General features: G+C 60.2%; 25 protein-coding genes and 1 pseudogene. 11 read left to right on the forward strand and 15 right to left on the reverse strand.

Annotated features, from left to right (window positions below):
• Positions 1 to 28: 28 nt before the first annotated feature.
• Positions 29 to 988 (reverse strand): L-lactate dehydrogenase, encoded by a 960-nt coding sequence (locus ACOBR2_RS07190; protein WP_420239350.1) that lies wholly within the window; start codon positions 986 to 988, stop codon positions 29 to 31.
• Between the two features lie 87 nt (positions 989 to 1,075).
• Entirely contained in the window at positions 1,076 to 1,867 is a 792-nt protein-coding gene (locus ACOBR2_RS07195) for a CAP domain-containing protein (RefSeq protein ID WP_420239351.1), read from the reverse strand.
• 52 nt (positions 1,868 to 1,919) lie between these two features.
• Here ACOBR2_RS07195 and ACOBR2_RS07200 point away from each other — a divergent pair, with 52 nt between their 5' ends.
• Both ACOBR2_RS07200 and ACOBR2_RS07205 read left to right on the forward strand, forming a co-directional pair.
• The gene (locus ACOBR2_RS07200; RefSeq protein WP_420239352.1) at positions 1,920 to 2,786 is read left to right on the forward strand and encodes an ABC transporter permease; all 867 of its coding nucleotides are present in this window, start codon (positions 1,920 to 1,922) and stop codon (positions 2,784 to 2,786) included.
• Positions 2,783 to 3,259: a metallophosphoesterase family protein gene (locus ACOBR2_RS07205; protein WP_420239353.1), complete on the forward strand. Its 477-nt coding sequence runs from the start codon at positions 2,783 to 2,785 to the stop codon at positions 3,257 to 3,259. The genes ACOBR2_RS07200 and ACOBR2_RS07205 overlap by 4 nt, the downstream gene beginning before the upstream one ends.
• Before the next feature lie 142 nt (positions 3,260 to 3,401).
• Here ACOBR2_RS07205 and ACOBR2_RS07210 read toward each other — a convergent pair whose 3' ends face one another.
• The 3 genes from ACOBR2_RS07210 to ACOBR2_RS07220 form a co-directional block, all read right to left on the reverse strand.
• Positions 3,402 to 4,337, reverse strand: a complete 936-nt coding sequence (locus tag ACOBR2_RS07210; protein ID WP_420239354.1) for an ABC transporter permease — start codon at positions 4,335 to 4,337, stop codon at positions 3,402 to 3,404.
• A gap of 362 nt (positions 4,338 to 4,699) precedes the next feature.
• Positions 4,700 to 5,674, reverse strand: coding sequence for a polyphosphate kinase 2 (ppk2, locus tag ACOBR2_RS07215; RefSeq protein WP_420239355.1), 975 nt, complete (start codon positions 5,672 to 5,674; stop codon positions 4,700 to 4,702).
• Between the two features lie 199 nt (positions 5,675 to 5,873).
• Positions 5,874 to 7,226: a hemolysin family protein gene (locus ACOBR2_RS07220; protein WP_420239356.1), complete on the reverse strand. Its 1,353-nt coding sequence runs from the start codon at positions 7,224 to 7,226 to the stop codon at positions 5,874 to 5,876.
• Between the two features lie 119 nt (positions 7,227 to 7,345).
• Here ACOBR2_RS07220 and ACOBR2_RS07225 point away from each other — a divergent pair, with 119 nt between their 5' ends.
• The gene (locus tag ACOBR2_RS07225) at positions 7,346 to 8,194 is read left to right on the forward strand and encodes a DUF4097 family beta strand repeat-containing protein (RefSeq protein ID WP_420239357.1); all 849 of its coding nucleotides are present in this window, start codon (positions 7,346 to 7,348) and stop codon (positions 8,192 to 8,194) included.
• Positions 8,195 to 8,401: 207 nt separating this feature from the next.
• Here the strand turns inward: ACOBR2_RS07225 and ACOBR2_RS07230 are convergent.
• Positions 8,402 to 9,145, reverse strand: a pseudogene (locus tag ACOBR2_RS07230) (HAD family acid phosphatase).
• A 125-nt stretch (positions 9,146 to 9,270) separates the two neighbouring features.
• Here ACOBR2_RS07230 and ACOBR2_RS07235 point away from each other — a divergent pair.
• Together ACOBR2_RS07235 and ACOBR2_RS07240 are read left to right on the forward strand one after the other, a co-directional pair.
• Complete coding sequence (locus ACOBR2_RS07235) at positions 9,271 to 9,999, forward strand: HAD-IA family hydrolase (RefSeq protein WP_420239358.1); 729 nt, start codon at positions 9,271 to 9,273, stop codon at positions 9,997 to 9,999.
• A 62-nt stretch (positions 10,000 to 10,061) separates the two neighbouring features.
• On the forward strand, positions 10,062 to 10,610 hold the full coding sequence (locus ACOBR2_RS07240; protein ID WP_420239359.1) for a hypothetical protein: 549 nt from the start codon (positions 10,062 to 10,064) through the stop codon (positions 10,608 to 10,610).
• A 155-nt stretch (positions 10,611 to 10,765) separates the two neighbouring features.
• On the opposite strand, the gene ACOBR2_RS07245 is transcribed toward ACOBR2_RS07240, so the two are convergent.
• Positions 10,766 to 11,227: a hypothetical protein gene (locus tag ACOBR2_RS07245; RefSeq protein ID WP_420239360.1), complete on the reverse strand. Its 462-nt coding sequence runs from the start codon at positions 11,225 to 11,227 to the stop codon at positions 10,766 to 10,768.
• A 159-nt stretch (positions 11,228 to 11,386) separates the two neighbouring features.
• On the opposite strand from ACOBR2_RS07245, the gene ACOBR2_RS07250 reads away from it, so the two are divergent.
• The 4 genes from ACOBR2_RS07250 (at position 11,387) to ACOBR2_RS07265 (ending at position 15,128) form a co-directional block, all read left to right on the forward strand.
• Positions 11,387 to 12,502 (forward strand): hypothetical protein, encoded by a 1,116-nt coding sequence (locus ACOBR2_RS07250; protein ID WP_420239361.1) that lies wholly within the window; start codon positions 11,387 to 11,389, stop codon positions 12,500 to 12,502.
• A gap of 221 nt (positions 12,503 to 12,723) precedes the next feature.
• Positions 12,724 to 13,467: a hypothetical protein gene (locus ACOBR2_RS07255; protein WP_420239362.1), complete on the forward strand. Its 744-nt coding sequence runs from the start codon at positions 12,724 to 12,726 to the stop codon at positions 13,465 to 13,467.
• Between the two features lie 189 nt (positions 13,468 to 13,656).
• Positions 13,657 to 13,995 carry a hypothetical protein gene (locus ACOBR2_RS07260; RefSeq protein WP_420239363.1) on the forward strand — a complete coding sequence of 113 codons (339 nt, stop codon included), beginning with the start codon at positions 13,657 to 13,659 and terminating at the stop codon, positions 13,993 to 13,995.
• Positions 13,996 to 14,063: 68 nt separating this feature from the next.
• Entirely contained in the window at positions 14,064 to 15,128 is a 1,065-nt protein-coding gene (locus ACOBR2_RS07265; protein ID WP_420239364.1) for a TIGR00730 family Rossman fold protein, read from the forward strand.
• Between the two features lie 66 nt (positions 15,129 to 15,194).
• Here ACOBR2_RS07265 and ACOBR2_RS07270 read toward each other — a convergent pair whose 3' ends face one another.
• On the reverse strand, positions 15,195 to 16,163 hold the full coding sequence (locus ACOBR2_RS07270) for a M23 family metallopeptidase (RefSeq protein WP_420239365.1): 969 nt from the start codon (positions 16,161 to 16,163) through the stop codon (positions 15,195 to 15,197).
• A 448-nt stretch (positions 16,164 to 16,611) separates the two neighbouring features.
• Here ACOBR2_RS07270 and thiL point away from each other — a divergent pair, with 448 nt between their 5' ends.
• Entirely contained in the window at positions 16,612 to 17,637 is a 1,026-nt protein-coding gene (gene thiL, locus ACOBR2_RS07275; protein ID WP_420239366.1) for a thiamine-phosphate kinase, read from the forward strand.
• An 82-nt stretch (positions 17,638 to 17,719) separates the two neighbouring features.
• Positions 17,720 to 19,264, forward strand: coding sequence for a glutamate--tRNA ligase (gene gltX / locus ACOBR2_RS07280; RefSeq protein ID WP_420239367.1), 1,545 nt, complete (start codon positions 17,720 to 17,722; stop codon positions 19,262 to 19,264).
• A gap of 146 nt (positions 19,265 to 19,410) precedes the next feature.
• Here gltX and ACOBR2_RS07285 read toward each other — a convergent pair whose 3' ends face one another.
• The 7 genes from ACOBR2_RS07285 to ACOBR2_RS07315 all read right to left on the reverse strand — a co-directional run bounded on the left by ACOBR2_RS07285 (position 19,411) and on the right by ACOBR2_RS07315 (position 25,923).
• Entirely contained in the window at positions 19,411 to 20,346 is a 936-nt protein-coding gene (locus tag ACOBR2_RS07285) for a hypothetical protein (RefSeq protein WP_420239368.1), read from the reverse strand.
• Between the two features lie 59 nt (positions 20,347 to 20,405).
• Positions 20,406 to 20,960, reverse strand: coding sequence for a hypothetical protein (locus ACOBR2_RS07290; RefSeq protein ID WP_420239369.1), 555 nt, complete (start codon positions 20,958 to 20,960; stop codon positions 20,406 to 20,408).
• A gap of 9 nt (positions 20,961 to 20,969) precedes the next feature.
• Positions 20,970 to 21,449 (reverse strand): hypothetical protein, encoded by a 480-nt coding sequence (locus tag ACOBR2_RS07295; protein WP_420239370.1) that lies wholly within the window; start codon positions 21,447 to 21,449, stop codon positions 20,970 to 20,972.
• On the reverse strand, positions 21,433 to 21,969 hold the full coding sequence (locus tag ACOBR2_RS07300) for an RNA polymerase sigma factor (RefSeq protein WP_420239371.1): 537 nt from the start codon (positions 21,967 to 21,969) through the stop codon (positions 21,433 to 21,435). The genes ACOBR2_RS07295 and ACOBR2_RS07300 overlap by 17 nt, the downstream gene beginning before the upstream one ends.
• A gap of 154 nt (positions 21,970 to 22,123) precedes the next feature.
• On the reverse strand, positions 22,124 to 23,401 hold the full coding sequence (locus ACOBR2_RS07305; protein WP_420239372.1) for a glycosyltransferase: 1,278 nt from the start codon (positions 23,399 to 23,401) through the stop codon (positions 22,124 to 22,126).
• Between the two features lie 150 nt (positions 23,402 to 23,551).
• Positions 23,552 to 24,706, reverse strand: coding sequence for a hypothetical protein (locus ACOBR2_RS07310; protein WP_420239373.1), 1,155 nt, complete (start codon positions 24,704 to 24,706; stop codon positions 23,552 to 23,554).
• A 263-nt stretch (positions 24,707 to 24,969) separates the two neighbouring features.
• Positions 24,970 to 25,923 carry a hypothetical protein gene (locus ACOBR2_RS07315; RefSeq protein ID WP_420239374.1) on the reverse strand — a complete coding sequence of 318 codons (954 nt, stop codon included), beginning with the start codon at positions 25,921 to 25,923 and terminating at the stop codon, positions 24,970 to 24,972.
• Positions 25,924 to 25,978: the final 55 nt, after the last annotated feature.

The following is a 25,978-nucleotide window of genomic DNA, read 5'->3' on the forward strand; positions in this document are numbered from 1 at the left end:
CCGGCGTGCGGCCTTTTTGGATTACGGTTTACTGTGTGCTGCGCACTTGCTGTACAACGGAGCGGATGCTGTTGGCGCTGGCGATCAGGCCGGCCTCTTCGTCGACCGTGATGGGGATGGGCAATGGTGGCTCGATGCCCGAGCGGCCCACGATGCGCGGCAGGCTGAGGCAGACGTCCTCGATGCCGTGAAAACCCTGCAGACGGCCACTGACCGGCAGCACGCGGCGCTCGTCGTGGAGGATGGCTTCCAGAATGTTGGTGACGGCCAGTCCCACGGCGTAGTTGGTTGCGCCCTTGCCCAGAATCACCTGATAGGCGGCGTCGCGCACGTTGCGGAAGATGGTTTCCTTTTCCTGCGCGGCCAGCCGTCCGTGTCCTTCCACTGCCCACTGGCTGAGCGGAATGGAGCCGATAGAGGCGCTGGACCAGAGGGGAATCTCGGAGTCGCCGTGTTCGCCGGCAATGTAGGCATGCACGTTTTGCACGGCCACGCCGCAGGAGCGCGCAATCAGAAAGCGGAAACGCGAGCTGTCGAGCACGGTGCCGGAGCCGATTACACGTTGCCAGGGCAAGCCAGTCATTTGCAGGGTCAGTTCCGTAATCACATCGACTGGATTGGTGACCATCAGCAGCAGGGCACTGGGTGCAACGCGCACAATCTCGGGCAGCAGCTTTTCCAGAATGCGCGTGTTGGCGGCCACCAGATCCATGCGCGTTTGGCCTGGATTCTGTCGTGCGCCAGCGGTGACCACGACCACGTCGGATTCGGCAAGAGACTCGGTGCTGTCGGAGCCGTCGATGGTGGCTTGCGGAGCAAACTGCTGACCATGATTCAGGTCGAGTACTTCGGCCTGCACCTTGCTCTGATTGATGTCGAACAGGCTGATTTGCCGCGCTACGCCACGAATCATTGCTGCATAGGCAATGGTGGCTCCTACACTGCCCGCGCCCACAATGCCGATTTTGGCAGGTCGTTCCCGGTCCATGAATCCTCCTTGCGGATTTTCTGCTTAGGATTTCCTGCTTGATAGATGCGCCGGGTACGGCCAGGGTTCCTTCTTGCAGACGGAATCTCAGTACAGCAGCACGGCCAGCCGGTAGACGGTGAATCCGCCTTCCGCCTGTTGGGCCGGGCAACTGGCCACCTCGGCGCGGCGATAGCGGCTTTGCTCAATCTTTTGGTGGAGTTGCTGGGGTAACTGATTCAGGTCGGGGCTTTCCCAGCGCATTACGAAGGTTGAGCCGGTGGCGGCTGCGGGCTGCATCGGAATGCCATGGTCGGTGCGGCAGGCGGCGCGGGCGGCTGTGGTGCCTGCCGTGGCCTTCACGCCCAGACGCTCAAGCTGGCCGGCCACTTTGTCTTCGGCCGTGCTGCTGCTGACGGCCTCGGAGGCGTGTTCGTAGTCGGCTACGGCGTAAAGCATGCCGTCGGCGGCCACCACTGCAATCCCCACGTGATCCACGGCGGGGTTCAGCAGGTTCTGCCGGTGGCCGGGGGAATGCATCCAACTGGTGTGAATGATGGAAGCCGTCGGGCCCTCGGCCACATTTTCTTCGATCAGGCTGAAGTGCGCGCCTGCTGCCGCAGTGCGTTCGTCCAGAGCGGCTTCGTCGGGGTAGCGGTGGGCAATGGCGTGTTCGGCGGCCATGCGCTGGCAGTGGGCCAGAGCGGCGGCGTTCAGCCCGGCATCCATCCGCAGGGGGCGCGCACCGGCCTGGGAGCGCGACTGATTGGCCATGGCCAGCAGCTGCTCCACTTCAGCAGGCATGTTGGCCGGCGCGGAATACCTTTGCGCATGGGTCTGTTGCAGAGCAGTGCAGGGAAGGATTCCACAGAGGAGCAACGCAAGAAACAATCGGTTCATAGGATCTTGAACCCGACGCCGCGCGCCAAGTCGCTGTATTCTTTCCTTGTCGATGTTTATCACGTCTATTACTCTACGCGCCCTTGTGCAGCGCGGCAGGCGTCAGCCGCTGGCCGTGGTTGGTGTGCTGTTGCTGGCTGCTTTTGTGCTGAGCGGCCTGGCCGCGCCGCTGCTTGCCCACTACAATCCTTCGTCGATTGACCTTGTGCACCGGCTGGAAGGCCCCTCGGCGGCGCACTGGGCCGGCACCGATGAGCTGGGCCGCGACACGCTCAGCCGCCTGCTCTACGGGGCGCGGCTCTCGCTGGCCATTTCGCTCACGGTGGTGGCGTTTTCTCTTGGTCTGGGGCTGGCCGTGGGTGGCATGGCTGGCTACATGGGCGGCTGGGTGGATACCGTGCTGACCACCTTCGCCATGAACACCTTTCAGGCTCTGCCCGGCATTCTGCTGGCCATTGCCTTTGCTGCGTTTCTGGGGCCCGGCTTTCTGAATCTGGTGCTGGCGCTGGCTATTGGCGGATGGGCGGGGTATGCGCGTCTGGTTCGGGCGCAGGTGATGGCTGCCCGCGAACGCGAGTATGTGGATGCGGCTCGCGCGCTGGGTGCATCGGGGCTGCGCATCTTCTTTCGCCATATTCTGCCGAATATCGTTCAGCCGGTGCTGGTGCAGGCGGCCATCGGCATGGCGGGCGTGATTCTGGCCGAGGCCACGCTCTCGTTTCTGGGCCTGGGTATTCCCGCGCCCGCGCCCAGTTGGGGAGCCATGCTGAACGACGCGCGTTCGCACCTCTTCGATTCGCCGCATCTGGTGCTGTTTCCTGCGGCAGCCGTGGCTGGAGCGGTGCTCGGCTTTAACTTTCTGGGTGACGCGTTGCGCGACCAACTGGACCCGCGTACGCGGCTGGAGCTGGGACTGTGAGCAAGGTCGTCAAACTGGGCATTGTCAGTGACACGCATGGGCTGGTGCGCCCCGAAGTTTTTTCGGCGCTTGCTGGTGTGGAGCACATTCTGCACATGGGCGACGTGGGCAAGGCCTCGGTGCTCAAGGAACTGGCCCGCATTGCCACGGTGACCGCCGTGCGTGGCAATGTTGACCGCGAAGGCTCCACAGGCGAGCTGCCCGAGACCGAAGTCTATCTGGCCGGTGAGCAGTACATCTACATGCTGCACGACCTGTACACGCTGCATCTGGACCCGGCTGCGGGCAAGTTTGCCGCCGTGCTCTTCGGCCACTCGCATGTGCCCAATTTCTATCACCGCAAGGGCGTGCTCTACTTTAATCCCGGCTCTTGCGGTCCCCGGCGCTTTGAGCTGCCCATTACCGTGGGGCTGCTGACGATTGCCGCAGACGGCGAGTTGAAGCCGGAGATCGTGCACCTGTGCGAGGAGTAGATCCACGGCTGTTTGTCGCACATTCTTGGCGAAGTCACGCGAAGCAGTCAGCCCCACCGCAGGTGGTCAGTCCCACTGCAGGTGGTTAGCCCCACCGCAGGTGGTTAGCCCCACCGCAGGTGGTTAGCCCCACCGCAGGTGGTTAGCCCCGCATGCGCGGATTCACCACGTGGTAGACGAGGTCGGTGAGGAAGTTCACCAGCACGTAGGTCAATCCGATGGCCAGCAGGCAGCCCTGCACCAGTGCGTAATCGCGGTTGGAGATGGCGCTGACGGTCAGGCGACCGAGGCCGGGCCAGCTGAAGATCGTCTCCGTGACGATGGCGCCCGCCAGTAAGGCTCCGAACTGCAAACCTACCACGGTAACAATGGGAACCAGTGCGTTCGGCAGTGCATGCCGCCAGAGGACGGCGGCTTCGCTCAGACCCTTGGCGCGGGCGGTGCGTACATAATCCTGACCAAGTTCCTCCAGCATGGAGGTGCGTACGATGCGGGTCAGGATCGCCGCCAGCGACGCGCCCATGGCCACGGTGGGCAGCACCAGATAGCGCCAGTCGATGGTGGCTGAGCCGCCGGCATTTGCGCCCGAGACGGGCAGCCAGCCAAGGCTGATCGAGAAGATGAGAATCAGCATGGGCCCCAGCGCAATGCCGGGCACCGAAAGCCCAAAGAGCGAGACAAACGAGAGCAGATGATCGGCTGCCTTGCCGCGATAGACGGCGGCCCATACGCCTGCGGGTAGGGCCAGCAGCAGGGCCAGCAGTAGCGAGGTGAGCGTGAGCACCAGCGTGTAGGGATAGCGCTGGGCAACCAGATGGCCGACGCTATCCTTCATGCGGATGGAGCGGCCCAGGTCGCCATGGGCTACGCCTGCCCAGTAATCCACGTACTGCACATGCAGCGGCTCATCGAGGTGCAGTGCGTGGCGCAGGACCGCGGTGTCGGCCACGCTGGCACCCTCGCCCAGAATCATTGCCACCGGATCGCCCGGCACCATATGAATGAGGAAAAAGACCAGCGACACTACCAGCCAGACGACGGGCAGCGTAAGGGCAAGGCGTGTGAGTGTCTGTTTCATGGGCTTCCTCCACCATAAACGACCCCGCCCCGGAGCGGGAATGGTCTGTGCTGGACGTGGAGGGCTGATTACGGTGATCTACGATTCCGGGGCTATAGCAAAATCAGGGATACTATACCCGCAAGCCACAGGTCCAAAGTTGCCGTGACCATCAGGGAACGGCAACCTTGGACGATTTTCCTGGGGCTACCTTTCCTGATTTTGCTCTAAATTTTGGTTGGGAGTGTTGCGTCTTCCCAGCGCGAATAGACCTGCGCCCATCTATCGCGAACAGCCGGTTCCTCCGCTTTGGTAGCGGCAGGAATGCAGAAATGCAAAGGGCGTGTTTCAGTGAATGAAACACGCCCTTTGGGCATTTGGAATCAGTCTTCCGTATCTTTTTCTTTGTGTTTTCCGGGCTTGGGGACGGCTTCTTCCTGATAGATCTGTGGAATGAAGTTCTGCTCGTGGATGGGCGGGCGGACGTACTTGGTTTTGACCAGCGGCGGCAGTTCCAGATGCTCGGGCGTCAGGTCGTGGTAGGAAATCTTCGACAGCAGGTGGCGGATGACGTTGAGCCGGGCGGCTTCCTTGTCTTCGGCGTTCACCACGTACCAGGGTGACTGCTTGGTATCGGTAATGGCGAACATCTCGTCCTTGGCGCGGGAGTAGTCGGCCCAGTGCTTGCGCGATTCCAGATCCATGGGGCTGATCTTCCAGCGCTTGGTGGGCTTGTTCATGCGGTCCTGGAAGCGCTTTTCCTGCTCGGCGTCGCTCACTGAGAACCAGTACTTGATCAGTAGAATGCCGGAGCGGATGAGCATGCGCTCGAACTCCGGGCAGCTCTGCATGAACTCCTGGTACTGCTCTTCGGTGCAGAAGCCCATCACGCGTTCCACGCCGGCGCGGTTATACCAGCTGCGGTCAAACAGAATCATCTCGCCAGCGGCGGGCAGGTGGTTCACGTAGCGCTGAAAGTACCACTGGGTCTTTTCGCGCTCGGTGGGCGTGCCGAGTGCCACCACGCGGCAGACGCGCGGATTCAGGCTCTCGGTGATGCGCTTGATGGCGCCACCCTTGCCGGCGGCGTCACGGCCTTCGAAGAGAACAACCACGCGCAGGCCTTCGTGCTTGATCCATTCCTGCAGCTTGACGAGCTCGATTTGCAGCTTTTTGAGCTCACCCATGTACTTGCAGTCCTGGCCCAGAACCAGGGCAGGAACCTGCTCGGCGGCCTCTACGGATTCAGGGGCAGCGGCGGCAGCCTTTTTGTTTTTTGGGGCCTTCTTGTCGTGCGGTTTCTTTCCCGTGAGTTTTTCTGTTTTATGGGTGTGTTTTTTGGCTGATTTTTCGGCCATGGGTCTTCCTCCAGAGCGCGTCAGCAACAGGCAAACGCCACTCGATGCCGGAATGGGTTGAGTGCAGAAAGAGTATTAGGCTGCTCCGGCGCATAATCGATCATTCTGCACCTGCCGAGGGGTAAAGTACACGGGAAAACATGGTCGCGTATCCGGAAAGATAGCGACATGACCCGCTTTGGGCCTGTACCGATGAATCTCAATCCGCAGGGGTGGCTTCGGTGGAGTCAAGTTTTTCCACCCGGATTCTGGCGATGCGGCGCTGTTCCATCTCGACCACGGTCAGACGGCGGTCCTCGAAGACAACCGACTCGCCAACCTCGGGAATGTGGCCGAGGCGGCTGAGCAGAAAGCCGGCCAGTGTTTCCACACCGCCATCGCGGGGCAGGTTCCACTGCATCTGGGTCTCCAGGTCGCGCAGGTTCACGCCGCCCTCCATCAGCAGTGCGCCGCTGGCGGTGGTCAGGGCCGGAACGGCGGGCGCGTCGAACTCGTCGTCCAGCTCGCCGATCAGCTGCTCGATGGCGTCTTCGGCGGTGGCCAGGCCCACAATGGAGCCATACTCGTCGGCCACAATGGCGATCTGGCGGCGGCGCTGCTGGAACTCCTGCAGCAGGTCGAGAACTGATTTGGTTTCGGGCACGATCAGCACATCGCGCATGATGTGGCGCACGGTGAGGGCGGCAAACGGGTCATTGGCAGGACCGCTCGGGCGGAAGCAGAAGAGCCGCGCCAAATCGCGTGCGTAGAGTACGCCCACAATGTGCTCGGGGCCGCGTTCGTCGTCGTAGACGGGCACACGCGAGTGGTGGCGGGCCATCAGGCGGGTCCAGGCTTCGCCCACCGGCATGGTGTCGGCCAGCGAGAAGATCTTCTGGCGCGGGGTCATGATCTCGCGCACCGGCACGTCGTCCAGTTCGAGCGAGCGGTGGATGAGTTTTTCTTCCAACTCGGGCAGAAGACCCACCCGACGGGCCGAGGTGGCTATCAGCTTGAGCTCTTCGGTGGAGTGCAGCTGCGTGCGTTCGCTCATCTCAATGCCGAAGGCGCGCAGCACAATGCCCGCGCCACCCTTGAGCAGGTGTACGGCCGGTCTGGCTGCAGCCATGAAGGCCAGCATGGGCGGAGCCACGGCCAGCGCCAGAGCCTCGGCGCGGCGCAGGGCCAACGACTTGGGCACCAGTTCGCCTGCCACCACATGGCAGTAGGTGATGAGCGCAAAGCCGAGCACCATGGATGTAACACCGGCCCACACCTGCGCGTGGGGCAGTGCTGACAGCGGTTGCAACAGCAGTCTGGCGGCCAACGGCTCACCCAGCCAGCCCAGCGCCAGAGAACAGAGCGTAACGCCCAGCTGCACGGCGGGCAAAAGCTCGTCGAGCCCCTGCTGGAGCTTTTCAACAGCGCGAGCGCCAGAGACGCGTGCCGACAGCAGCTGCTCCACGCGGGTTTCGCGGATGGAAACCAGAGCAAACTCGGCGGCCACAAAGAAAGCATTGGCCAAAATCAGCAGAACAACGGCGACAATCTGAAGCAGCAGAAGGCTTTCCATCTGTTTTCAGAGCATAGCATTGGTCGCAGTTGCAGGAAATGAAGAAAACCGGCAGAAAAGGGAACCAATCTGCCGGAGGGTGCGTAGGTTGAATCAAGATGGCTGGGAGGAAGGGAACAATGCAGAGATTTGTGAATCTTGCGGCGGTGCTGGCCGTGGCTCTGGGCTTGGGGTTGGCAGCGCATGCCGCGTATGCCGCCGAGGCCAGCTTTGATCGTACGCTGGGCGTGAATGGCAAGGTGGATCTGACCGTGACCACTGGCTCGGGTTCGATTCATCTAACCCGTGGCAACTTCAACTCGATTCACATTGTGGGGCGCGTGCGCGGCGGGTGGGGTGCAAGCGATGACCGTGTGAAGCAGATTGCCGCTGAGCCGCCTATCAAGCAGACAGGCAACATTGTGCGCGTGGGCCTGGAGCACGAAAACCTGCACAATATCAGCATCGATTACGAGATTCAAGCGCCGGAAAACGCTGCGCTGGACGTAGCCACCGGCTCGGGCGAGATCAACGACGATGGTGTGGGGCAGGGCGCCAAGCTCGGCACGGGTTCCGGCTCGATTCACGCCAGCGGGCTCAAGGGCGGCTTCAAGGTGGAAACCGGTTCGGGCAACATCTCGGCCGAGGCCGCCGACGCCGGGGATGTGAAGGCTGAAACCGGCTCAGGTTCGATGGATCTGCATCATCTGCGCGGCGGGCTCAAGGCCGAGACTGGCTCGGGCTCGATCAAGGTGGAGGGTGTGCCTACCTCCGATTGGAAGGTGGAAACTGGCTCAGGCAGCGTGGAGTTCTGGAGCAGCAACAGCAGCTTTATGCTCGATGCCGAGAGCGGTTCAGGCAGTGTGCACTCCGACCGCGAGGTGCTGGCGCAGGGCGAACTGGAGCACCATCACCTGCGCGGCAAGCTGGGCAGCGGCGGTCCACTCGTACGCCTGGAAACCGGCTCTGGCTCCATCCATATCCACTAACCACCTGCGGTGGGGCCAATCGCTTCGCGTGCCACCTGCGGTGGGGCCAACTGCTTCGCGTGGCTTTGAGTAAGAACGGTGGCAGTACAGATTCAAGCCAATCTGTCGGCAAGAAACCCTTTTCAGCCCGGTTCGTAGTCCATTGCTAAAAAACGACAGCCTCGTTCCGCACGATGAGTTGGAAGCTAGCGGCTAGTAGCTGAAGATCTACGGCAGCAGATAAAAGGGATTGGGTAGCTTGACGGAGAGTTCGGCTTGCGGTGTGCCGCGCAGGTCGCTCCACTGATCGCCCACATTCACTGCCAGCGTGTAGCCCTGTGCAACGATCTTCTGCCGTGCAGCGGACTTGTAGTCGCTGGAGTTCTCCGAGGCCGGGTGCGGCGCACGCAGAATCAACTGCTGCTAGCCTTCGTAGCCCTGCTGCTTCAGGTTTAGCGTGGTGGCTTCGCGCTCGTTTTCGGGCCGTCCGGTAAGGAAGAAGACGCTCACGCCCAACCGCTCGGCTTCATGAAAGAGCTTGAGTGTGCCGGGCAGTGCTGTGGCCTTTGCCGAGAGCTCCCACGCCTTGTAGGTGTTGGCGTGATAGCTGAAGTCTTCGCGCTGCATCTCCTCCCAGTTGGAGAGGCTGGTTTCGTCAATATCCAGCACCAACGCCAGCTTTTCGCCGGGCTTCTTCTGCGCGGCGCGGCTTTGCAGAAAGGCGATGGCGCGGTCGGTCTCAGCCTCCAGATCCGTTGCATAGCAGCCACACGTGCAGGTGCAGGCGTGGTAGGCGAGCAACTGTTCTTTCAGCGGGGCGCGCTCCGTCCATGCACCCATATTCGGGATCAGCTCAGCGCGGTCGCTCACCAGCGCTGTGGTGGTGGATGCGGAATTTTGCTGCGCGTGCAGTGGAAAGCAGGGAAGCGCGAACGTAACTGCCGCAAGCAGCAGACGGAACAGATTCTTCATGGGGATCTTCTCCTGGTCTATCTTGCAGAGGGCTTCAGCAAGGCAGACGCAGAAACATCATCGCACCTCCTCCGGCGCGAAGAAACTCCGCCCGAAGAAAACCGCTCTCGTTTTACACTGGAAGCATGGTGCGTGTCCTTCGTCCTATCCCCGTGGAGAAGCTCAAGCTTCTGGTTTTCGATCTTGATGGAACCCTGATTGATTCAGCGCAGGATCTGTGCAACAGCGTGAATGCGGCGCTGGCGGAGTTTGGCCGCGCCTGCCTGCCCGATCCGCAGATTGCCAGCTATGTAGGCAATGGCGCTCTGATGCTGGTGCGCCGTGCTCTGGCTGCCGCTGACGGCATTGCGCCCGAAGCCCTGCCCGAGGCCGAACTGAAGCCCGCCTTCGACTTTTTTCTGCGCTACTATCGCGAACACAAGTTGGACTTCACCTACGCCTACGAGGGCGTGTTGGAGGCGCTGGCCGCGCTGAAGGCCTTGCATGACGCGCCGGGCGATCCAGAGCGCCAGATGGCCGTGCTAACCAACAAACCCGTAGGCCCGGCGCGGGGAATCTGCGCTGGCCTGGGCTTGGCCGAATCTTTCTTCCGCATCTATGGCGGTGACAGCTTTGCTATCAAGAAGCCTGACCCCATGGGCCTGCGCCAGCTAATGGATGAGGCCGGCGCGCAGCCGGAACAGACGCTGATGATTGGCGACAGTCAGGTGGACGTGCAGACGGCGCGCAATGCCGGTGCCTGGGCGCTGGGCTGCTCCTTCGGCTATGGCCCACAGAACCTGATGAATGTGCCGCCCGACGTGGTAGTGGACCGGGCCGCCGAGTGGATCACTGTTCTGATTCCAAAGCCATGATTTTTCTCTTATTTAGGGAACATTTCAGGCTTTCAGTGCGTAGGTTGAGGGCAGGGAAAATTATGAAACTGCGCGGCGTATGGATTGCACTTCTTCTGGCGTTTTTTGTCTATGGCCCGGCAAGGCAGGCTTGTGCCGAGGGTGATGTTGTGCGCTTCGGACAGCGTATTCATGTGGCGGAAAACGATGCGGTAGGCGATGTGGTCTGCTTCTTCTGCAGTGTGCAGGTGGATGGCCGCGTGACCGGTGACGTAGTGGCCTTCTTCGGCGATGTGCATGTGAAGGGCCAGGCGCAGCACGATCTGGTGGACTTTTTCGGTCGCGTCCATGTAGAAAAAGACGCTCTGGTCGGCGAGGATCTGGTGAGCGTCTTCGGTTCAGTGCTACTGAGCGAAAACGCCTCAGTAGGGCAGGATCTGGTGGCGCTCTTTGGCTTTCTCAACGTGGCCGAAAGCGCCAGTGTGGGCGGCGATCGCGTGACTCTTTCCGGCTGGTTGATCGGCATACCGTTGCTGATTGTGGCGCTGATCATCTTTGTGCTGGTTCGCGAGTATCGCACGTACCGCAGGCGGCTGGCCGTGCAAGGCTACCCATTTCCTCCACGGAAATAGGGGCACTGTCGCAAACTGCGTAGGTTCTATTTTGTGTCAGGGCATGACTTTAGTCGGACCGTAATTGCTGCAAAATAAGTGCGGGCTTCAGCCCCTGTATGTATTGCTCCAACTGCTTCCCCGGTCCCGCATATGGGACCAGGGAAGCAGTTGGATTATTTTGCGGCGGGAGTTATATCGGTGACGGGTAGATCCCAGTGCCCGGCAAGAATCTCAAAGCGCCGCTGTTCTTCCTTCTTATAGGTTTCCTGATCGGGCCACAACTCTTTGATCAGCGCGGGCTCGTCTGGGTTGGGCGTGGTGGCAATGGTCGAGTTTTTGTAGACGATGGTTACGCGATAGTCCCAGCGGCCATCCTCGGTGGTGTGGTAGGTGGGAGACTCGATCTTGACCGACAGAAAACGTCCGGCGGCCAGTTCACGCTTGAGCATCGGATAGTGATTCTTCAGGAATAAATCCAGAAACTCCTGCTGATGGCCCCACTGTAGTTTGTAGTAGTACTCCACGGTGTAAGGCTGGCCGGCTGCGGTTTGCACGGGCGCGCCCTGTGCCCGCAGCGCGGTGGTGGAAGCAAAAACCAGAACGGCGAAGAGGAACAAGAGAAGTAGTCTGCGCATCGAAACCTCCGGAGATTGGCTTCTCCGCATCGTACCATTCCCGCATGCGGTTTTTTACGGCATATCTCCGGTGCCGGTGTTAGAGTGTTGCCAGACCACCACAAACCTTTTTTAAGTTATCTATTCCGCATGTGCGGCCTTTGCCGCGCTGGAGGATCCGTGAAGCGTTTGCCCGGAGTGATTGTTTCAGCCATTGTGTTGATTCTGGTTTCACTGTTGCCCATGCTGCTGGCTTTGGGCATCGCGTTTGCCGGCTTTGGTGTCCACCATATGCCGGTGGGCCGAAGTACGACCCTGCCGCCCTGGATCGATGGGGTGTTTCTGGCCGAAGGCGCGGTTTTACTGCTCATCGGCCTGTGGGGCTGGATCACGGTCTACGGGCTGCTTATGATGCGGCGTTGGGCACGTATCTCCATGCTGGTGATTGGTGGCGGGCAGGCATTTTTTAGTCTGATCAGCGCTCTGATTACGCTGTTGCTCTGCTTTGTGCCGCTACCGAGCACATCTGCCCACGGCGCAGATCCGGCGTCCGTGCAGAGGATTGTGCATGGTGTCTTTATAGGAATGGCGCTGTTTGAGCTTGTGCTGGCGGGCATCGGCGTCTGGTGGCTAGTGTATTTTCTGCGCCGCTCTGTGGTGGAATCCTTCGCCGCCGGGACGGCCGATCTGCAGCCCAGTCGCCGTCCCTTGCCGATTGCGGTGCTGGCGGTGCTGAAGGCTATCAGCGTGCTCGGCTGCCTTGCCTTGGCTTTTCTGCCGTTCCCGGCGTTTGCGGCGGGCGTGCTGCTCTCTGGCTGGTCGAAGACGCTGTTACTACTGGCGTACGTAATTGCCTACGCGTTGGCCGCCTACGGACTCTGGACCCTGCGCGAGTGGGGCAGGCGACTGGCCATGGCGCTGCTGGGCTTCGGTGTGGTGAATACTGCAATCTGGCTTATTCATCCCGGCAATATGCTTGACTATAACCGCCAAATCAATCGCTCAATGGGGCTGGGGGATCTGCCTGTACAGCCCGGCTTCGGCCCATGGCAGACGGGGTTTTCGGCAGTTGTGTTCACGCTGTCGCTGTTGGTGCTTGGGGGCATGTTCTGGGTACTGCATTCCTACCGCGCTGCTTTTCAGCCGGTGGTTGAGCTGGCAGCTGAGCCTGTTTCTGAGCCAGTTGCGGAATTGGTTGTTCCTGAGGTGGCGGAACTGCCTGCAGGCGAAGCCTCCGCGCCCGTCGTCAGCGACGAAGAAAATCCGCCGGATTCCAGCGGAGGAGCCAAGGAGTAAGCCCGCAGCAGGGGTGCGGAGTGTGCTCTAGAGCAAAACCAGAGTCCCTGTGCCCTTGTTCAGTTCATGTCAGGTTGCCGCTCCCTGGTGGTCGCGTCAACTTGAGTGGACTGCTTTCGGGATATACCAACTCTGGTTTTGCTCTAAAAACAGTGCAAAATTCGCAGGATTCAAACCACAGCTTCATCCCCCGTTGAACGAAGCCGCATTACGCTGGGCGCATGAGAACCCCAAAGGCGCTCTTCTTGGTCCTGCTGGCTTTTCTGCTGGCAGTGGCAAGCGCGACGGCCCGGGCGGGGCAGCCGCAGACCGCGGAACAGATTGTCGAGCAAATGCAGCAGCATAATCGTTTGCGTAGCGAGCATCTGGAGCGTTACCGCACGGTGCGTCACTATCGGGTGGAGTACCAGGGCTTTCCGAAGCATCTGGATGCCGAGATGGCCGTTGAGGTCAGCTATGATCGTCGCTCCGGCAAGAGCTTTCGCATTCTGAGCCAGAGTGGATCGCATGCGCTCTGCGAAAAGGTACTGCGCAAAGCAGTGGAAACCGAAGAGGAGGCGGCGGGCGATCCGGCGGCTACAGCACTGAGTCTGGCCAACTATAGCTTCACGCTTTTGGGTAGCGATCCGGTGGACGGCCGTCCAGCCTATCTGCTGCAGGTTGAGCCGCGCACGGGCAACAGGTTCCTCTATCGCGGCAAGGTGTGGGTGGATGCGGCGGATTACGCCGTGGCCAAGATGGAGGCGCAGCCGGCCAAGAATCCCTCCTTCTGGATCAGCCGCACCATCATCCATCAGCGCTCGGTGCGTGAGGGCGAGTTCTGGCTGCCGGGACGTAACCAGAGCGAGACCCATGTGCGTGTGGGCGGCACAGCGGTTTTCACCATCGATTTTGGTGACTATCAGCTGCAGACTACGGGCGAAGCGCTGGCCAGTGCGGCGCCGCCCAACCCTGCACGGCATTGATTCTTTTCGTATAAAAATACGAAAAATTCAGTGGCAGGCTGATATGGAAGCCGTTGTATTTCGTCCAACATAGAACGCCTGGCTGTGTTACCGTTTGAATACGGTCTTCTTGCACAAAGGCTCCGGGCAATGAGGCTGATTGTCGCTTCTTCCGGAGTTGAAAACGCACAGACCCCAGGCGATTTCAGCATGAATCAACAGCCGGTACGGACGACAGCAGAATATACGAATAGCCCGGCTCCATCGCCTGCAGTTTTGGTGGAATCAAAGCCGCATCTTCATCCCATCCCCCGCTGGCTGGAGCGCTGTGAGCTGTTTTTGCGTGTCCTGCTGCGCATGTATGTGGGCCTGGCGCTGTGTTATGCGCCGTGGTCGCATATGTTCTGGGACCAGAATCCTCTTTTTGTCCGCTTTCCCCTGCTGTCGATTCTTGCGGCCAATGGCGCCGTGCGCGGCATTGTAAGCGGACTTGGCCTGCTGAACCTCTGGATAGCCTTCCGTGACGTGGTCCGCCGCCGTCAGGATTAAAAGCAAATTCAGATTCCACGAGTATTCTGAATCTTCTCTAGACGTTCTTCTGCTAAAGGAAAGCGCATATGGACGAAAGCAAGAACCTGCAGGAATCCCACCCCCAAGACAATCCCGAAGCTCACGGAAAGGCCGTGATTCCTGGTAATGGACGGCCGCCGCGTTTGGAAGCGGCTCCACTGGCCTACGAGAATCCGCATTTTCTGAACAGCCCCGACGGGCGTCTGATCCGCATTGTGGCCGAGTACATTGAGCCGCTAGCTCGCTTCCGCCGCGAGCAGATTCAGGACACCATCGTCTTCTTCGGCTCGGCCCGCTTTCGTGGCCGCGAAGAGGCCGATCATGCATTGGAGTTGTTGGAAAACACTGGGTCGACCCAGGCAGCGCCCAGCCATGAGCAGCCTGCCAGCGAGCCCGGATCCAGCGAACTGCAGCTGAAGCGCGCCACCGCTGCCGTTGAGATGGCCCGCTTTTACGAGGACGCTCGCAAACTTGCCGCCCTGCTTACCCGTTGGTCCATGCAGTTGCCCTCGTCCAAGAACCGCTTCGTGGTTACCTCGGGCGGCGGACCGGGCATTATGGAAGCCGCTAATCGCGGCGCGCATGAGGCAGGCGGCAAGACCCTCGGCCTGAATATCAAGCTGCCCTTTGAGCAGTTTCCGAACCCTTGGATCACGCCCGCGCTGAACTTCGAATTCCACTACTTCTTCATGCGCAAGCTGTGGTTTGCCTACCTGTCGAAGGCGCTGGTCGTCTTTCCCGGCGGCTTTGGCACGCTCGACGAGATGTTCGAGATTCTTACCCTGGCGCAAACCAACAAGCTGGCCAAAAAGATCACCGTGGTGATCTATGGCAGCCAGTACTGGAAGAACGTCTTCAACCTGGAGACGCTGGTCAACACCGGGGCCATTTCACCCAAGGATCTTGAGCTCTTTGAGTTTGCCGATACGCCCGAGCGGGCCTTTGAGATTCTCAAGCGTGGGCTGACGGAAAACTATCTGGTGCCCGAGGCGCAGGCTGCCACCTTGGCCGCACAGGCCGATCCGGCTTCGCCCGACAGCGACGACGACCTGATGGCCGGCTGGAGCTTCGAGGATTTTCTGAATCCGGAGCAGGCCCGTACCCGACGTTAACGCAAAGGCAGAAGCAAGAAAAACGGCTCCCGCGTGGGAGCCGTTTTTCTTTTGCAGGACTGTTTTTTAGTGCTTCTGCGAGCTGGTCGCTTCAAAGCTGGCCATATCGTTGAAGGTGGTACGCAGGTACTTGTATGGATTCACCGGTGCGCCGTGGACGCGTACTTCGTAGTGAAGGTGCGGTCCCGTGGCGCGGCCCGTCATGCCCACGTAGCCGATGATCTGGCCACGGCTCACATGCTGCCCGGGCAGGGCGGCGATGGCGGAAAGATGGCCGTACACCGTCTTCACATCGTGGCCGTGGTTGATGACCACCTGACGGCCGTAGCCTGCGCCCATCTCTTCGCCGGTTACTTCACCATCGGCAGTTGCACGCACCGGAGTGCCCATGGCGGCTTCAATGTCAATGCCGGAATGGAATGCGCCCTCGCCGTTGATGGGATCTTCACGGGAGCCAAAGCCGGAACCCAGACGGCCTATAACCGGCCAGAGTGTGGGAGCGTCGGCCAGTGCTGTCCAGTCGCCGGAGAAGTCAGGCGAAAGGCCACCTTCAAGTGCCCGCGAGATGCGACCCGAAAGAGCTTCGGAACGCAGGGCATAGAAGCGGTCAATGGAGTTGCTGATCTGCTGCTGGCTGGGATCTGCATCGCTCTGCACCAGCGCGGAAGGCGTAGTTGCCGCAGCGGCTGCCGCAGAAGATTTGGCCGTCATGTGGGTCTGGCGCAGTCCGTAAAGGGCCGTCACTTCATTGGCCAGTGCGCCCAGCGAGGCCACCTGCACATCGCGTTCATGCACCATTTGTGCCATCTGGTTGTAGTCGTGGCGCAGTGACTCACGCTCCTGACGGACCTGATTGTAGCTTTCGGTCTTCATCAGCATGCGCGTGTAGGAGCCGGCCAGACCCACGATAGTGAAAGTGCCCACCAGAGCTGCCGCCACAAAGCCGTAGGCATAGTGGAGCGGGAGCGGAATCTTGCGGATTCTTCCGTCTTCGTCGCGGGCAACAAACAGGATGTAATAGCGCTTGCGTAGCATTCTTTGCCTTTCCACCCAACAATCTGCAGGAGCGCGATTCACCGCTTCTGTTCGAAAAAAAGTGCAGACAGCAAAATCTGTCCGGCACGCAGGATGCTCGTACAAGACAGAGAGATGGCCCTAAATCTAGCATTAAGGCTATCAAATGACTGGGGCAGGGTCAATTAAATCCAGACGCACAAGGACTCTGGTGCTCGCCGAGGGGGTTCGGCCGCACATTTCCGGCGCAGAGCCAGGAAAATCCGAGGAAAATGCCCGTTTTTCGGGCCGCCAGACGGACTTACTTCCTTCCCGTCGGCAAATTCTGTTCTCCTGCGTCTTCAAAAAAAGACAGGCCCTGGAAATCGGGGTCCGACCTTTCGTATTCTCTATCGGCTGGGGAGAGAAATTCTTGAGAAATCGTGGTGATAAACTGCGGCTTTCCGGAATGCTGTCCTATGCTCGGAATATGGTGCAGAAACGGGAAGCCCAAAAACGGAGCAGCAAAGCCAAAACCATCAGCGAACTGGAGTTAATCGAACGGATCCGGCAGCGGGCAGGCAGCCTGTACGCTCCGCAATTGCGGCTGGGCATTGGCGACGATTGCGCCCTGCTGGGCTTGCGCCGGGGCGAGGAAGCCGCCGTTACCACCGACCTTTCGCTCGATGGCCGCCACTTCCGGCTGGACTGGCACCCGGCCCGCTCGGTGGGCCATCGCACTCTGGCCCGAGGACTTAGCGATCTGGCTGCCATGGGAGCCCGTCCGCTGGCCGTCTTCCTCTCGCTTGGGCTGCCGCGTCCGCTGACCCAGCCGCGAGGAAAGAAGCAATCCTGGATCGACGGTTTTTACGACGGTCTGTTGGCTTTGGCGGAGCAGGAAAAAACGCCGCTGGCGGGGGGCGATCTCTCGGAGTCGCCGCTGGCTCTGGCTGACGTTGTGCTGGTGGGTGCAATCGAGCAGGGGCAGGCACTGCGGCGCAGTGGGGCGCGGCCTGGCGATCTGCTCTATGTGACCGGCGAATTGGGCGCGGCTGCTTTGGGCCTGCAGATGCTTGTGGATACCGAGGGCCGGGCAGAAAAATCCAGAAAAGTGTCTATACAAAAGCAACTCGAACGCCACCTCTACCCCCAGCCACGGCTGGTGCAAGGCAGGAAGTTGCGCGGGCTGGCCACGGCCGCCATGGACCTGAGCGACGGGCTCTCGATCGATCTGGCCCGACTTTGCGCCGCTTCCGGCGTTGCGGCTGAGGTGGATGCGGCACGGCTGCCGATTGCCCCCGGCGCAAGTATTTCGCAGGCTCTTGATGGCGGCGAGGATTACGAACTGCTCTTCACGGCCCGGCCCACCACGCGGCTGCCCCGGGCGATTGCCGGCGTGCCGCTCACCTGCATTGGCCGGATCCTGGCGCCCCGGAAGCATCAGCCCCCCTGCACGGTCCTCATCCAAAACGAGAAAAAAACGCTGGCTGCTGCTGGCTGGGAGCACTTTTCCTAGCTTCTCCAAGATGCTATGGCGGCTCACCCGTTGGCCGGTGGCTTCGAATCGCAGCGGGAAAGCGACTATCATCATTCTTGTCATGGATAAGAATGTTCGCGTACGTTTTGCACCCTCGCCGACCGGCATGCTGCATGTGGGCAATGCCCGCACCGCCCTCTACAACTGGCTGGTAGCCCGCCGCAGTGGGGGCGACTTCCTGTTGCGCATTGAAGACACAGATCTGGAGCGCAGCGAGGCCCGCTATGAGGCTCAACTGCTCGAAGATCTGGTCTGGCTCGGTCTTGGTTGGGACGAAGGTCCCTGCCGTCCTGGTGGTCCTGGCCGGACGGGCAATGTTTTGGATGAGAGTGTGGGTGAAGTTGGGCCATATCGCCAGAGCGAGCGGTTGGGAATCTACGCGGAACACACTGAAAAGCTTTTGAACGAGGGCAAAGCTTATCGCTGCTTCTGCACGCCGGAAGAGCTGGAGGCCGAGCGGGCTCAGGCCATTGCCGAGCACCGTCCGCAGATCTACTCCGGTCGCTGCCGTGCGCTTGCGCCGGAGGTGATTGAAAAAAATCTGGCCGAGGGCAAGCCGTTCGCGGTTCGTCTCAAGATTCTGCCGCACCCGTTACGCTTTCACGATCTGGTGCGTGGCGAGGTGGAGTTTGCGCCCGAGACGGTCAGCGATCCGATTCTGGTGCGTTCGGCTACCGGCCAGTCGGCGGGTGTGCCGGTCTACAACTACGTGGTGGTGGTGGACGATGCGCTGATGGGCATTACCCACGTGATTCGCGGCGACGATCATCTGTCGAATACGCCCAAGCAAGTGGCCATCTACGAGGCTTTTGGCTGGACGGTGCCGGAATTTGCGCATCTTTCTACGATTCTGGGTGCGGACCGCGAGCGGCTTTCGAAGCGCCACGGTGCGACCTCGATTGCCAGCTTCCGCCAGATGGGCTACCTGCCCGAGGCGTTGGGCAACTACCTTGCACTGCTCGGCTGGGGCGCGGAAGACGGCAAGACCGAGACCTTCACGCTGGAAGAGCTGACGCAGGTGTTTACGCTTGAGCGCGTCACGCCCAGCCCTGCCGTTTTTGACTTTGACAAGCTGAACTGGCTGAATCGTCACTGGCTGAAGCTGGCGGCGCAGGAGCGGGTTGTGGAGCTGAGCAGGCAGTATTTCCCGCAGTTGGCCCTCGAAAGCGATTCATCTGAACCAAGAAAAAACTGGTTCGCCAAGCTGGTGGCGCTGCTGGTGCCATCGGTCGATCATCTGGATCAGTTGCCGGCAAAGGCCGCGATGGTCTTCGGTGTGGATGTGGCAGCAACTCGCGCTGATGCCGAGAACGCCGCCGTGCTGGCCGCTCCGTCGGCGGCAAAGGTGATTGCGGAGCTGGCGGCACGTGCGCAGGCGCAGGCGGGCCCGGTCACGCCCGAGGCATTCAAGGCGTGGATGAACGAGGTGAAGGCGGCCGCGGGCGTGAAGGGCAAGGACCTCTTCCATCCGGTGCGCATTGTCCTCACCGGAGCGCACTCCGGACCGGAATTCGACAAGTTGATTCCGCTGATTGAAGAGGGTGCGACGCTGGGGCTGGGCATTGCCAGCGTACGAGAGCGGCTGGAGAAGTTTCTGCAGGCGTAATTTGAAGATAAAAGCACAACGGGCGCGCTCCGCAAGGGAAGCGCGCCCGTTGTGTTTTCTGGCGATAGTATGCGCACCATCCTGGGTGCCCCGGGTCCCGCTTCTGGGACCTGGGAAAGCACGAATGTAGTGCCGCGCAATGTGCTCTAGCGAGCGGCAGCGTCGCTCTGCACGGGCAGTTCCTTGCCGTGCTCGGGATCGTATTGCGTTTTATCCATCCATACCTTGAACTGTGTGGCTGGTTGCAGGTCTACTGCGCCGTTCTGGCTGCTGTAGGCCAGCTGTCCCTTGAGGGCTACAGTCATCGCGCAGGTTTTGTCGCTGGCGGGCAGCAGAATCTCCAACTGGCGGCCGGGCGTGAGCCAGCGTGCCTTGTAGGTGTCGTAGCTAAGCGAGTCGAGCAGGCGCGACGGGCATTTGTAGCTGAAGTCGAAGGCCTGCGGCTGGCTGTTCTCGTACAGATTGGCGCGGCCCTCGCCCTCCACCACATTCGGTTCTAACTGCCCCGGCTGTGCGTAGTGCGAGATGCCGGTGTGCTGGAAGATGTGCACACGTAGCGCAAACGTGGCTGGATCAAGGCTGCTGGCGCTGGGTTCTTCGGGCTTGATGGGAATGTTTTTGCCGTGCTCCGGGTCGTACTGATACTTGTCCATCCACGCCTTGAATTTGTCGGCAGGGCCTTCCTGAACTTCGCCGTCGTGCTTGCGGTAGACGACGCCGTCCTTCATGGCTACGTGGAATTTGCAGGTTTTGTTGGCGTCTGTCAGCAACACTTCGAGTTCGGCATTGGGCTTCTTCCAGCGGGCGGGCAGAGTGTCATAGCCGACGCTGTTCATCAGCCGCGATTCGCACTCGTAGCGGAAGTCAAAGCCGCGTGGCTGGCCGTTTTCATACAGGTTGGCGCGGCCTTCGCCATCCACATCGCTGAGTGTGTCGCTCCAGTTATAGTGCGAAACACCGCTGTGTCTGAAGATGTGTACACGCAGTGGATAGTCGGCCGGATTATGCGCGGCCCACAGACTGCCGGGTGCAATCGTCAGGGTGAGAAGCAGGAACAGCCCAAGGATGGTACGAATACGCATTGTTTGCTCCTTCTACAATTGTTAAAAATCGTTTCGGTCAGAAACTCTTTTGCTCATCGTTAGTGGATAACTTCGCCGCGGACTGGATCAAAGGGGGTGATCATCAACTGCACTTCGACCGTAGTGTTTGCAAGGGCGTCGTAGGAATGGTAGACCGTGATTTGTTTGCCCAACGGAATGGTTGGAGTAATCAAATACTGATGGGTCCCCTGCTCGGGGAGTTTGGGCAAAAAAACGGGCGCATCAATGCCGAGTGTCTTCATCGAGATCTTCAGTCCAACGCAGATGGACTTTCCGCGTGACTTGAGGCTGAGAATGTCTACATCCGTCGCGCCTTCGATGGTGTGGGTCGCATCGTCCACTGTTGTATCGGTGCGGAAACGTGCGTCATCGCGGATGGCAGGCAATGCCTCGCCAACCGTGGCCAGCAGCGTGTAGCTTTTGTCGGCGTGTGGCTTGCCGTGATAAATGCGCTTGAAGTGAATGGTGATTTCATAGGTGGGCGTGATGTGCGTGTGCGGATGAGGGGCTGCAACTTTGCCCGTGGGTGTTTGCGCCATGGCCAGCGTGGCAGCGAAGAGAAGTGCGGCAAGTGCGATCAGTTTGCGCGTCATGGCAACGTCCTAGTTCAAGGTTGCAATGTGGATGGGGGCAAAGACGATGGGAGCAAAGCCCGCCGACTCGGCGTGGGTGTTGGAGCGGGATTCCGCCGTGCGCCGGTGCGCTCTTTTTTCGCCAGGATTGGCCGTGCTCAGTTGCTGCTGCGCGAGTTGCAAGGGCTGCGGCTGCGGTTGGGCAAGATGTGAGGTCAGAGTGGCTGGACGCGTGGGCGGCAGACGCGTGCTGGAAAACCAGAGCAGCGCCATGGCTGCAGCGGCGATCCAACCCGCCGTCGCCCAGTTCCAAGGATGCAGACTCTGGCGCGGGCGCGAAGCTTGCTCGGCTTGCAGGGAAGCGAGCAGACGTTCTTCCATTCCTGGCCGCGACTCAACGCGAGAGTAGCTGCGGAGCGCCTGATCAATCTGCGTGTCCAAAGCGTCCATCTCATCCGTCGCCTGAGATCCTTCGTCTTCTCTTTTTTTCAGCTCAAACCATTTGTCCACGGTGCTCTCCTTCCCGTGTTTCAAGTTGTTCGCGCAGACGCAGGCGCGCTTCATGCACTCTGCGCCGCACCGTGCCCTCGGGCAGGTCAAGCAGGCGGGCAATCTCCACCAGTTTCAGGTCGCCTGTGGCCAGCAGCGCCAGTGGCAGACGCAGTGTTTCTGGCAGCGCATCGATCTGTTTGTGCAGCCAATCGTTCCTCTGCTGGTCAATGAGCTGTTTTTCCGGCCCGGGGCGAGGACTGCGAATCTCCACAGGGAGCTCGGTGTTGCGCTGGTGGCGTTTGTGCTCGCGGATAGCTGTACGCCAGACGATCTGGGCTAAATAGGCCCGCGCATCGTCCAGTTGTTGCCAGCGTTGGTTGCGGCAGAGTTCAAGAAATGCCTGCTGCACGGCGTCTTCCGCAGCGTCTGGACGGCGCAGCACGGAATAGGCAATGCGATAGAGCACACGTCCATGGGCGGCAACAAGATCGGCCAGAGAACCGGATTCCGGTGGCACAGTGTTCTCTGCGTCCGTCATCGGTTCCTCCCATGGAACGAGTTGAATTGCGCTTCGCATGACGTTCTACCAGTAAAGAGCAGCACAATGCAAAAACGTTCGCAAAAAATAAGATATATCGAAAAAAAAGAAGACGCGGTGGTTAGCCGCGTCAATGGTTGTGCAGGAGGAAACTTTAGAGGTTGGACTGCGTAAGGTCGTGCGCTGGAAGAATCGTCTGATAGACCGAGTAAACGCCCTCGAAGACCGAGTCCCAGCTGGCGGTGAGCGCATGGGTGCGGGCGGCCTGGCTCATTGTGGCAAGCTGCGGGCGGTCCGCGTACAGTTGCAGAATCCTGGTGGCAAAGTCTTCGTCGTTGGCCACAAATCCGGTCTGGCCGTCGCGCACGATGGTGCAGGGGCCGCCGTCGGGCGTAACGATGGCGGGAACGCCTGAAGAGAGTGCCTCCAGCACCACATTGCCGAAGGTGTCGGTGTGCGACGGAAAGACGAACAGGTCCATGCCGGCATAGGCGCGGGCCAGCTCTTCTCCGTGCAAAACGCCGGTGAATTCCGCCCGTGGCAGCCGCTCGCGCAGCCACTCCAGCTCGCCGCCATGGCCAATGATGCGGAAGCGGAAGTTTTTCTGGTGCTGGTCAAGAGTTTTTTGAATATCAACCAGCAAGGCTACATTTTTTTCTACCGAAAGCCGTCCGCAGAAGCCCAGTACAAATTCGTCGTCGTCCTCTGTTCGCTGACGTTTGGCGGCATTGAAGAGAATCGAGTCCACGCCGCGCGGCATAATGTGGCAGGGCTTGCCGGTGGCCTCGGTCAGGCGACCGCAGAGTGCGGGGTTGGGCGCAAAGAGCACCTTGGCGGTGCCGTAAAAAAGCGCGGCCGCAGCCATGGTCACATCTTCAATTTTCTTGGCCGTGTGCGCGGACTGTTTTTCCGGTAGCAGACGCAGAAACCACTCCGAGCGGCGGGCCAGATACTCATGCACATTGGTGTGCCAACTGGCGGCCAGCGGTAGCTTCAGGTTATGTGCCAGCCCCGCGCCCAGCATGCCCAGCTCCGAGGGGCCGGTAATGTGAATCAGCTCGGGCTGAAAGCGTTCGAGCGCCTCCTTGACCTGAGGCAGATGGCGCAGAAAGGCCGGGTCAAAGCGCAGATCCTTTTCGAGTGCAAAGGAAAGAAAACCGCGAGGCAGTTCCAGCGTCCACACATTGCCATCCTGCTCGAAGGCCTGAGCGCGGTCACCTGCGCGAATGCAAAGGAAGGGCAGATTGCGGCGGCGGGCAAAGGCCTCAAAATGGCGGCTGGTGTGGGCTACGCCGTTGATCTCGTGAAAGGAATCAGGAAAGTAGACCACGCGCGGCGGACGTGCTGCCTGCGGTGTGTCGGGCACGTGCTCTGTGCCCGACCGGTGTTCCGATTCTGTCTGTTCGAGTGTGTGCGCCAAGGTTGCGTTCATCCTTGCTTGGTTTGTGGCTTGGTTTGTGCAGCTATAGCAAATTCAGAGTTGGTGTAGTGCGAGTCGATGCTTTCCAGTGCAGTTTTCCTCAAGAAAACTGCACCTGGCACCTTCTTCGCGCCCCCACGGAAACTCTGGATTTGCTCTGCTCTATTCCTGATCGCCGAGGGCCAGGCGTAGTTGGTGTTGTTCGCTCCAGGCCAACCGCAGACCACCACCCACCGGTCCCTTGCCCATCAACTGCACCAAGGCAATGACGGCGCGCAGGGGCAGCGGACCCCTGCCGCTCGGCCACAATTCGCTCAGTGGGCGAACCACGCCGTTGGCATCGGGATGGTAGACGCGCTCATCCCAGTTGCGTGAGCCCTGCGGGAACTCGGGATAGTTGCGGATGGCGTCGATGGTTGACTGCAGAATGCGATGCTTCCACGGTTCAGCATACTGCGGCATGAACAGCACGTGGCTGCGGCGTTCGCGGCGGATTTCGTGCACAAACTCGGTAAAGCTTTCGGCATTGGTCAGGTTGATGTTGGCGTTCGGCTCCACGCCATGGCGGTCGCCACCCGAGAGCAGCAGCATGTTCCACTTTTCGGCCAGACGGCGCACTACGCGGTTTTCTTCCCAGTGGCGCAGGCCGTTCAGCTCCAGCGCGTGCATGTAAGCGCCGTTCTTCTGCAGAAATTCGTTTACCAGGAACTGATGCTTTTCCTCGCCGACGATGTACAGATCCCACATCGGATGGTTGAAGACGACCAGCACATTGGGCTCGTCGTTCAGGGCCACCAGAATCTCGGTTAGCCGCGCGTCCGACGGATGGGCTGTGTACTCGGCCAGAGTGTCCATCCACTCCTGGGCGTGGGCGCTGGGCAGGTTGTGGACACCCAGATGAAAGGACTGTTGGCCGTAGGGGGCCGACCACTCCAGCGAGACCGGAATCTGGCGGGCACTGGGGACAGTGCGCAGCAGCATTGGGGCGGAGATGGAGTCGTGGTCGGTGATGGAAACCATCGAATTGAGGCCAAGTTTTTCGATCTGAGAGCTTTCCAGATCGAAGGCCAGCTTGGGCGTCATGGGGGGAACCCAGTAGCTGGCCGCGTAGTTCACGCGTATGCCGCGGTTTCGTTCCGCACGACACTCCAGGCGGTTCATCACGGGGCGCATTACAGGATACTGGTTTCCAAAATTGGCGAGGAAATCCAGCGTTTCATGCGACTGATTGGTGTGACTGTGCAGAGAAACGCCCGTGCGAAAACCGTTGGACGCGCTCTTGTCACGCCACAGGTAGGAGATGGTGGAAGTGGGCATTGGAGCTCCTTGATCGACTCGTCGGCCACTGGCCTGATTCTCTTCCGTTTCCGGCTCCGGCTTGCAACTTTGCTTACCCCGACCCCGGGAGCCAGTTCAACGCCATCAGTATCGCCAAAGGGCCATGAAAGGAGAGTTAACGGAGGGCGAATAGGTCTTCAATTTCGCACACAAAATAGGGCAGCCGGGCGGTCAGGGACCGTCCGGCTCCATTTTGGGCACGATGGCCCCGCAAAGGGCCTTGGAAGGAGGTGGATCTGCTCCTATTCGAGCCCGGTCAGAAAACTGGGCGGCAGGTTGGCCGTAATCACCACATGATCGTGTTTTTGCTCCACGTCGGCGGTGGAAAGCAGCTCTTTCAGGCTGTTGTTGGCAGAGTTGCCACCGAGCGGCAGTGTAATGCCGCGGGCCAGCGTGACCAGCGTGGCCATACTGGCTGCCTGGCTGGCGGCCTTGTTCTCGCTGGGTGCAATTTCCTCCACTCGCAGGTGCAGGCTGCCGGTCCAGCGCAGACTGGCAATGATGGTCGAGTCGGCCTCCAGCGGCAGACGGAAGCCGAAGATGCTGATGGCCCCGCTTTCACTGAAGGGCAGACCGATTTGGCCCACGCCCCAGGCCAGCGACAGCAGCGGAACATCGCGGTAGTGGCGTTCCAGTAGCGTGGAGCCGGAGAAGGGCAGCGCCGCCGCCCGATGGCGGTCGATGATCGAGTGAATCATCTCGGCCGTCGGATAGTTGCTGACCGCCAGCATGTCGTAGCCAATCTGGGCCACCCGCACGGTACGGTTTTCGCTCGGCACACTATAGATGGTCTTGCCGGCATAGCCTTCGCGGGCCGTGGCGTGCGCTTCCAGCCACTGGTTCAGGCGTTGCCCGGTCAGCCGACCCACCAGCACCATGGAGTAGGCCACCGGGCCATTGGGTCCGTCTGCAGGCTGCATACGGTGCAGGGCAATGGCCGCCTGATCCAGATCGCGCTCCGGGTCAATACCTACAGCATTGATGAACTGTTGATACTCGGCCGCGCGCTGGGGCGGCTTCAGATCCTTGTGATAGAAGGCGCGAATGGGCTTGAAGTCAATGTAGACAATGCCGTCGGATTCCGGCAGTAGTCGTGCCGCCTCGGGCGGAGCCTTGGAACGCAGGAAAATGGCCACGGCCAGCAGAATCAGGACTGCGGCCACAATAAGGAGCGTTCTACGCGTACGTTTGTTCATCGGTTGAGCTCGGGGAGCTTTCAGAAACTACCCTAACACCCGGGCGAGAGTTTCG

The organism is Telmatobacter bradus, from assembly GCF_048629425.1.
Lineage (GTDB): Bacteria > Acidobacteriota > Terriglobia > Terriglobales > Acidobacteriaceae > Telmatobacter > Telmatobacter bradus.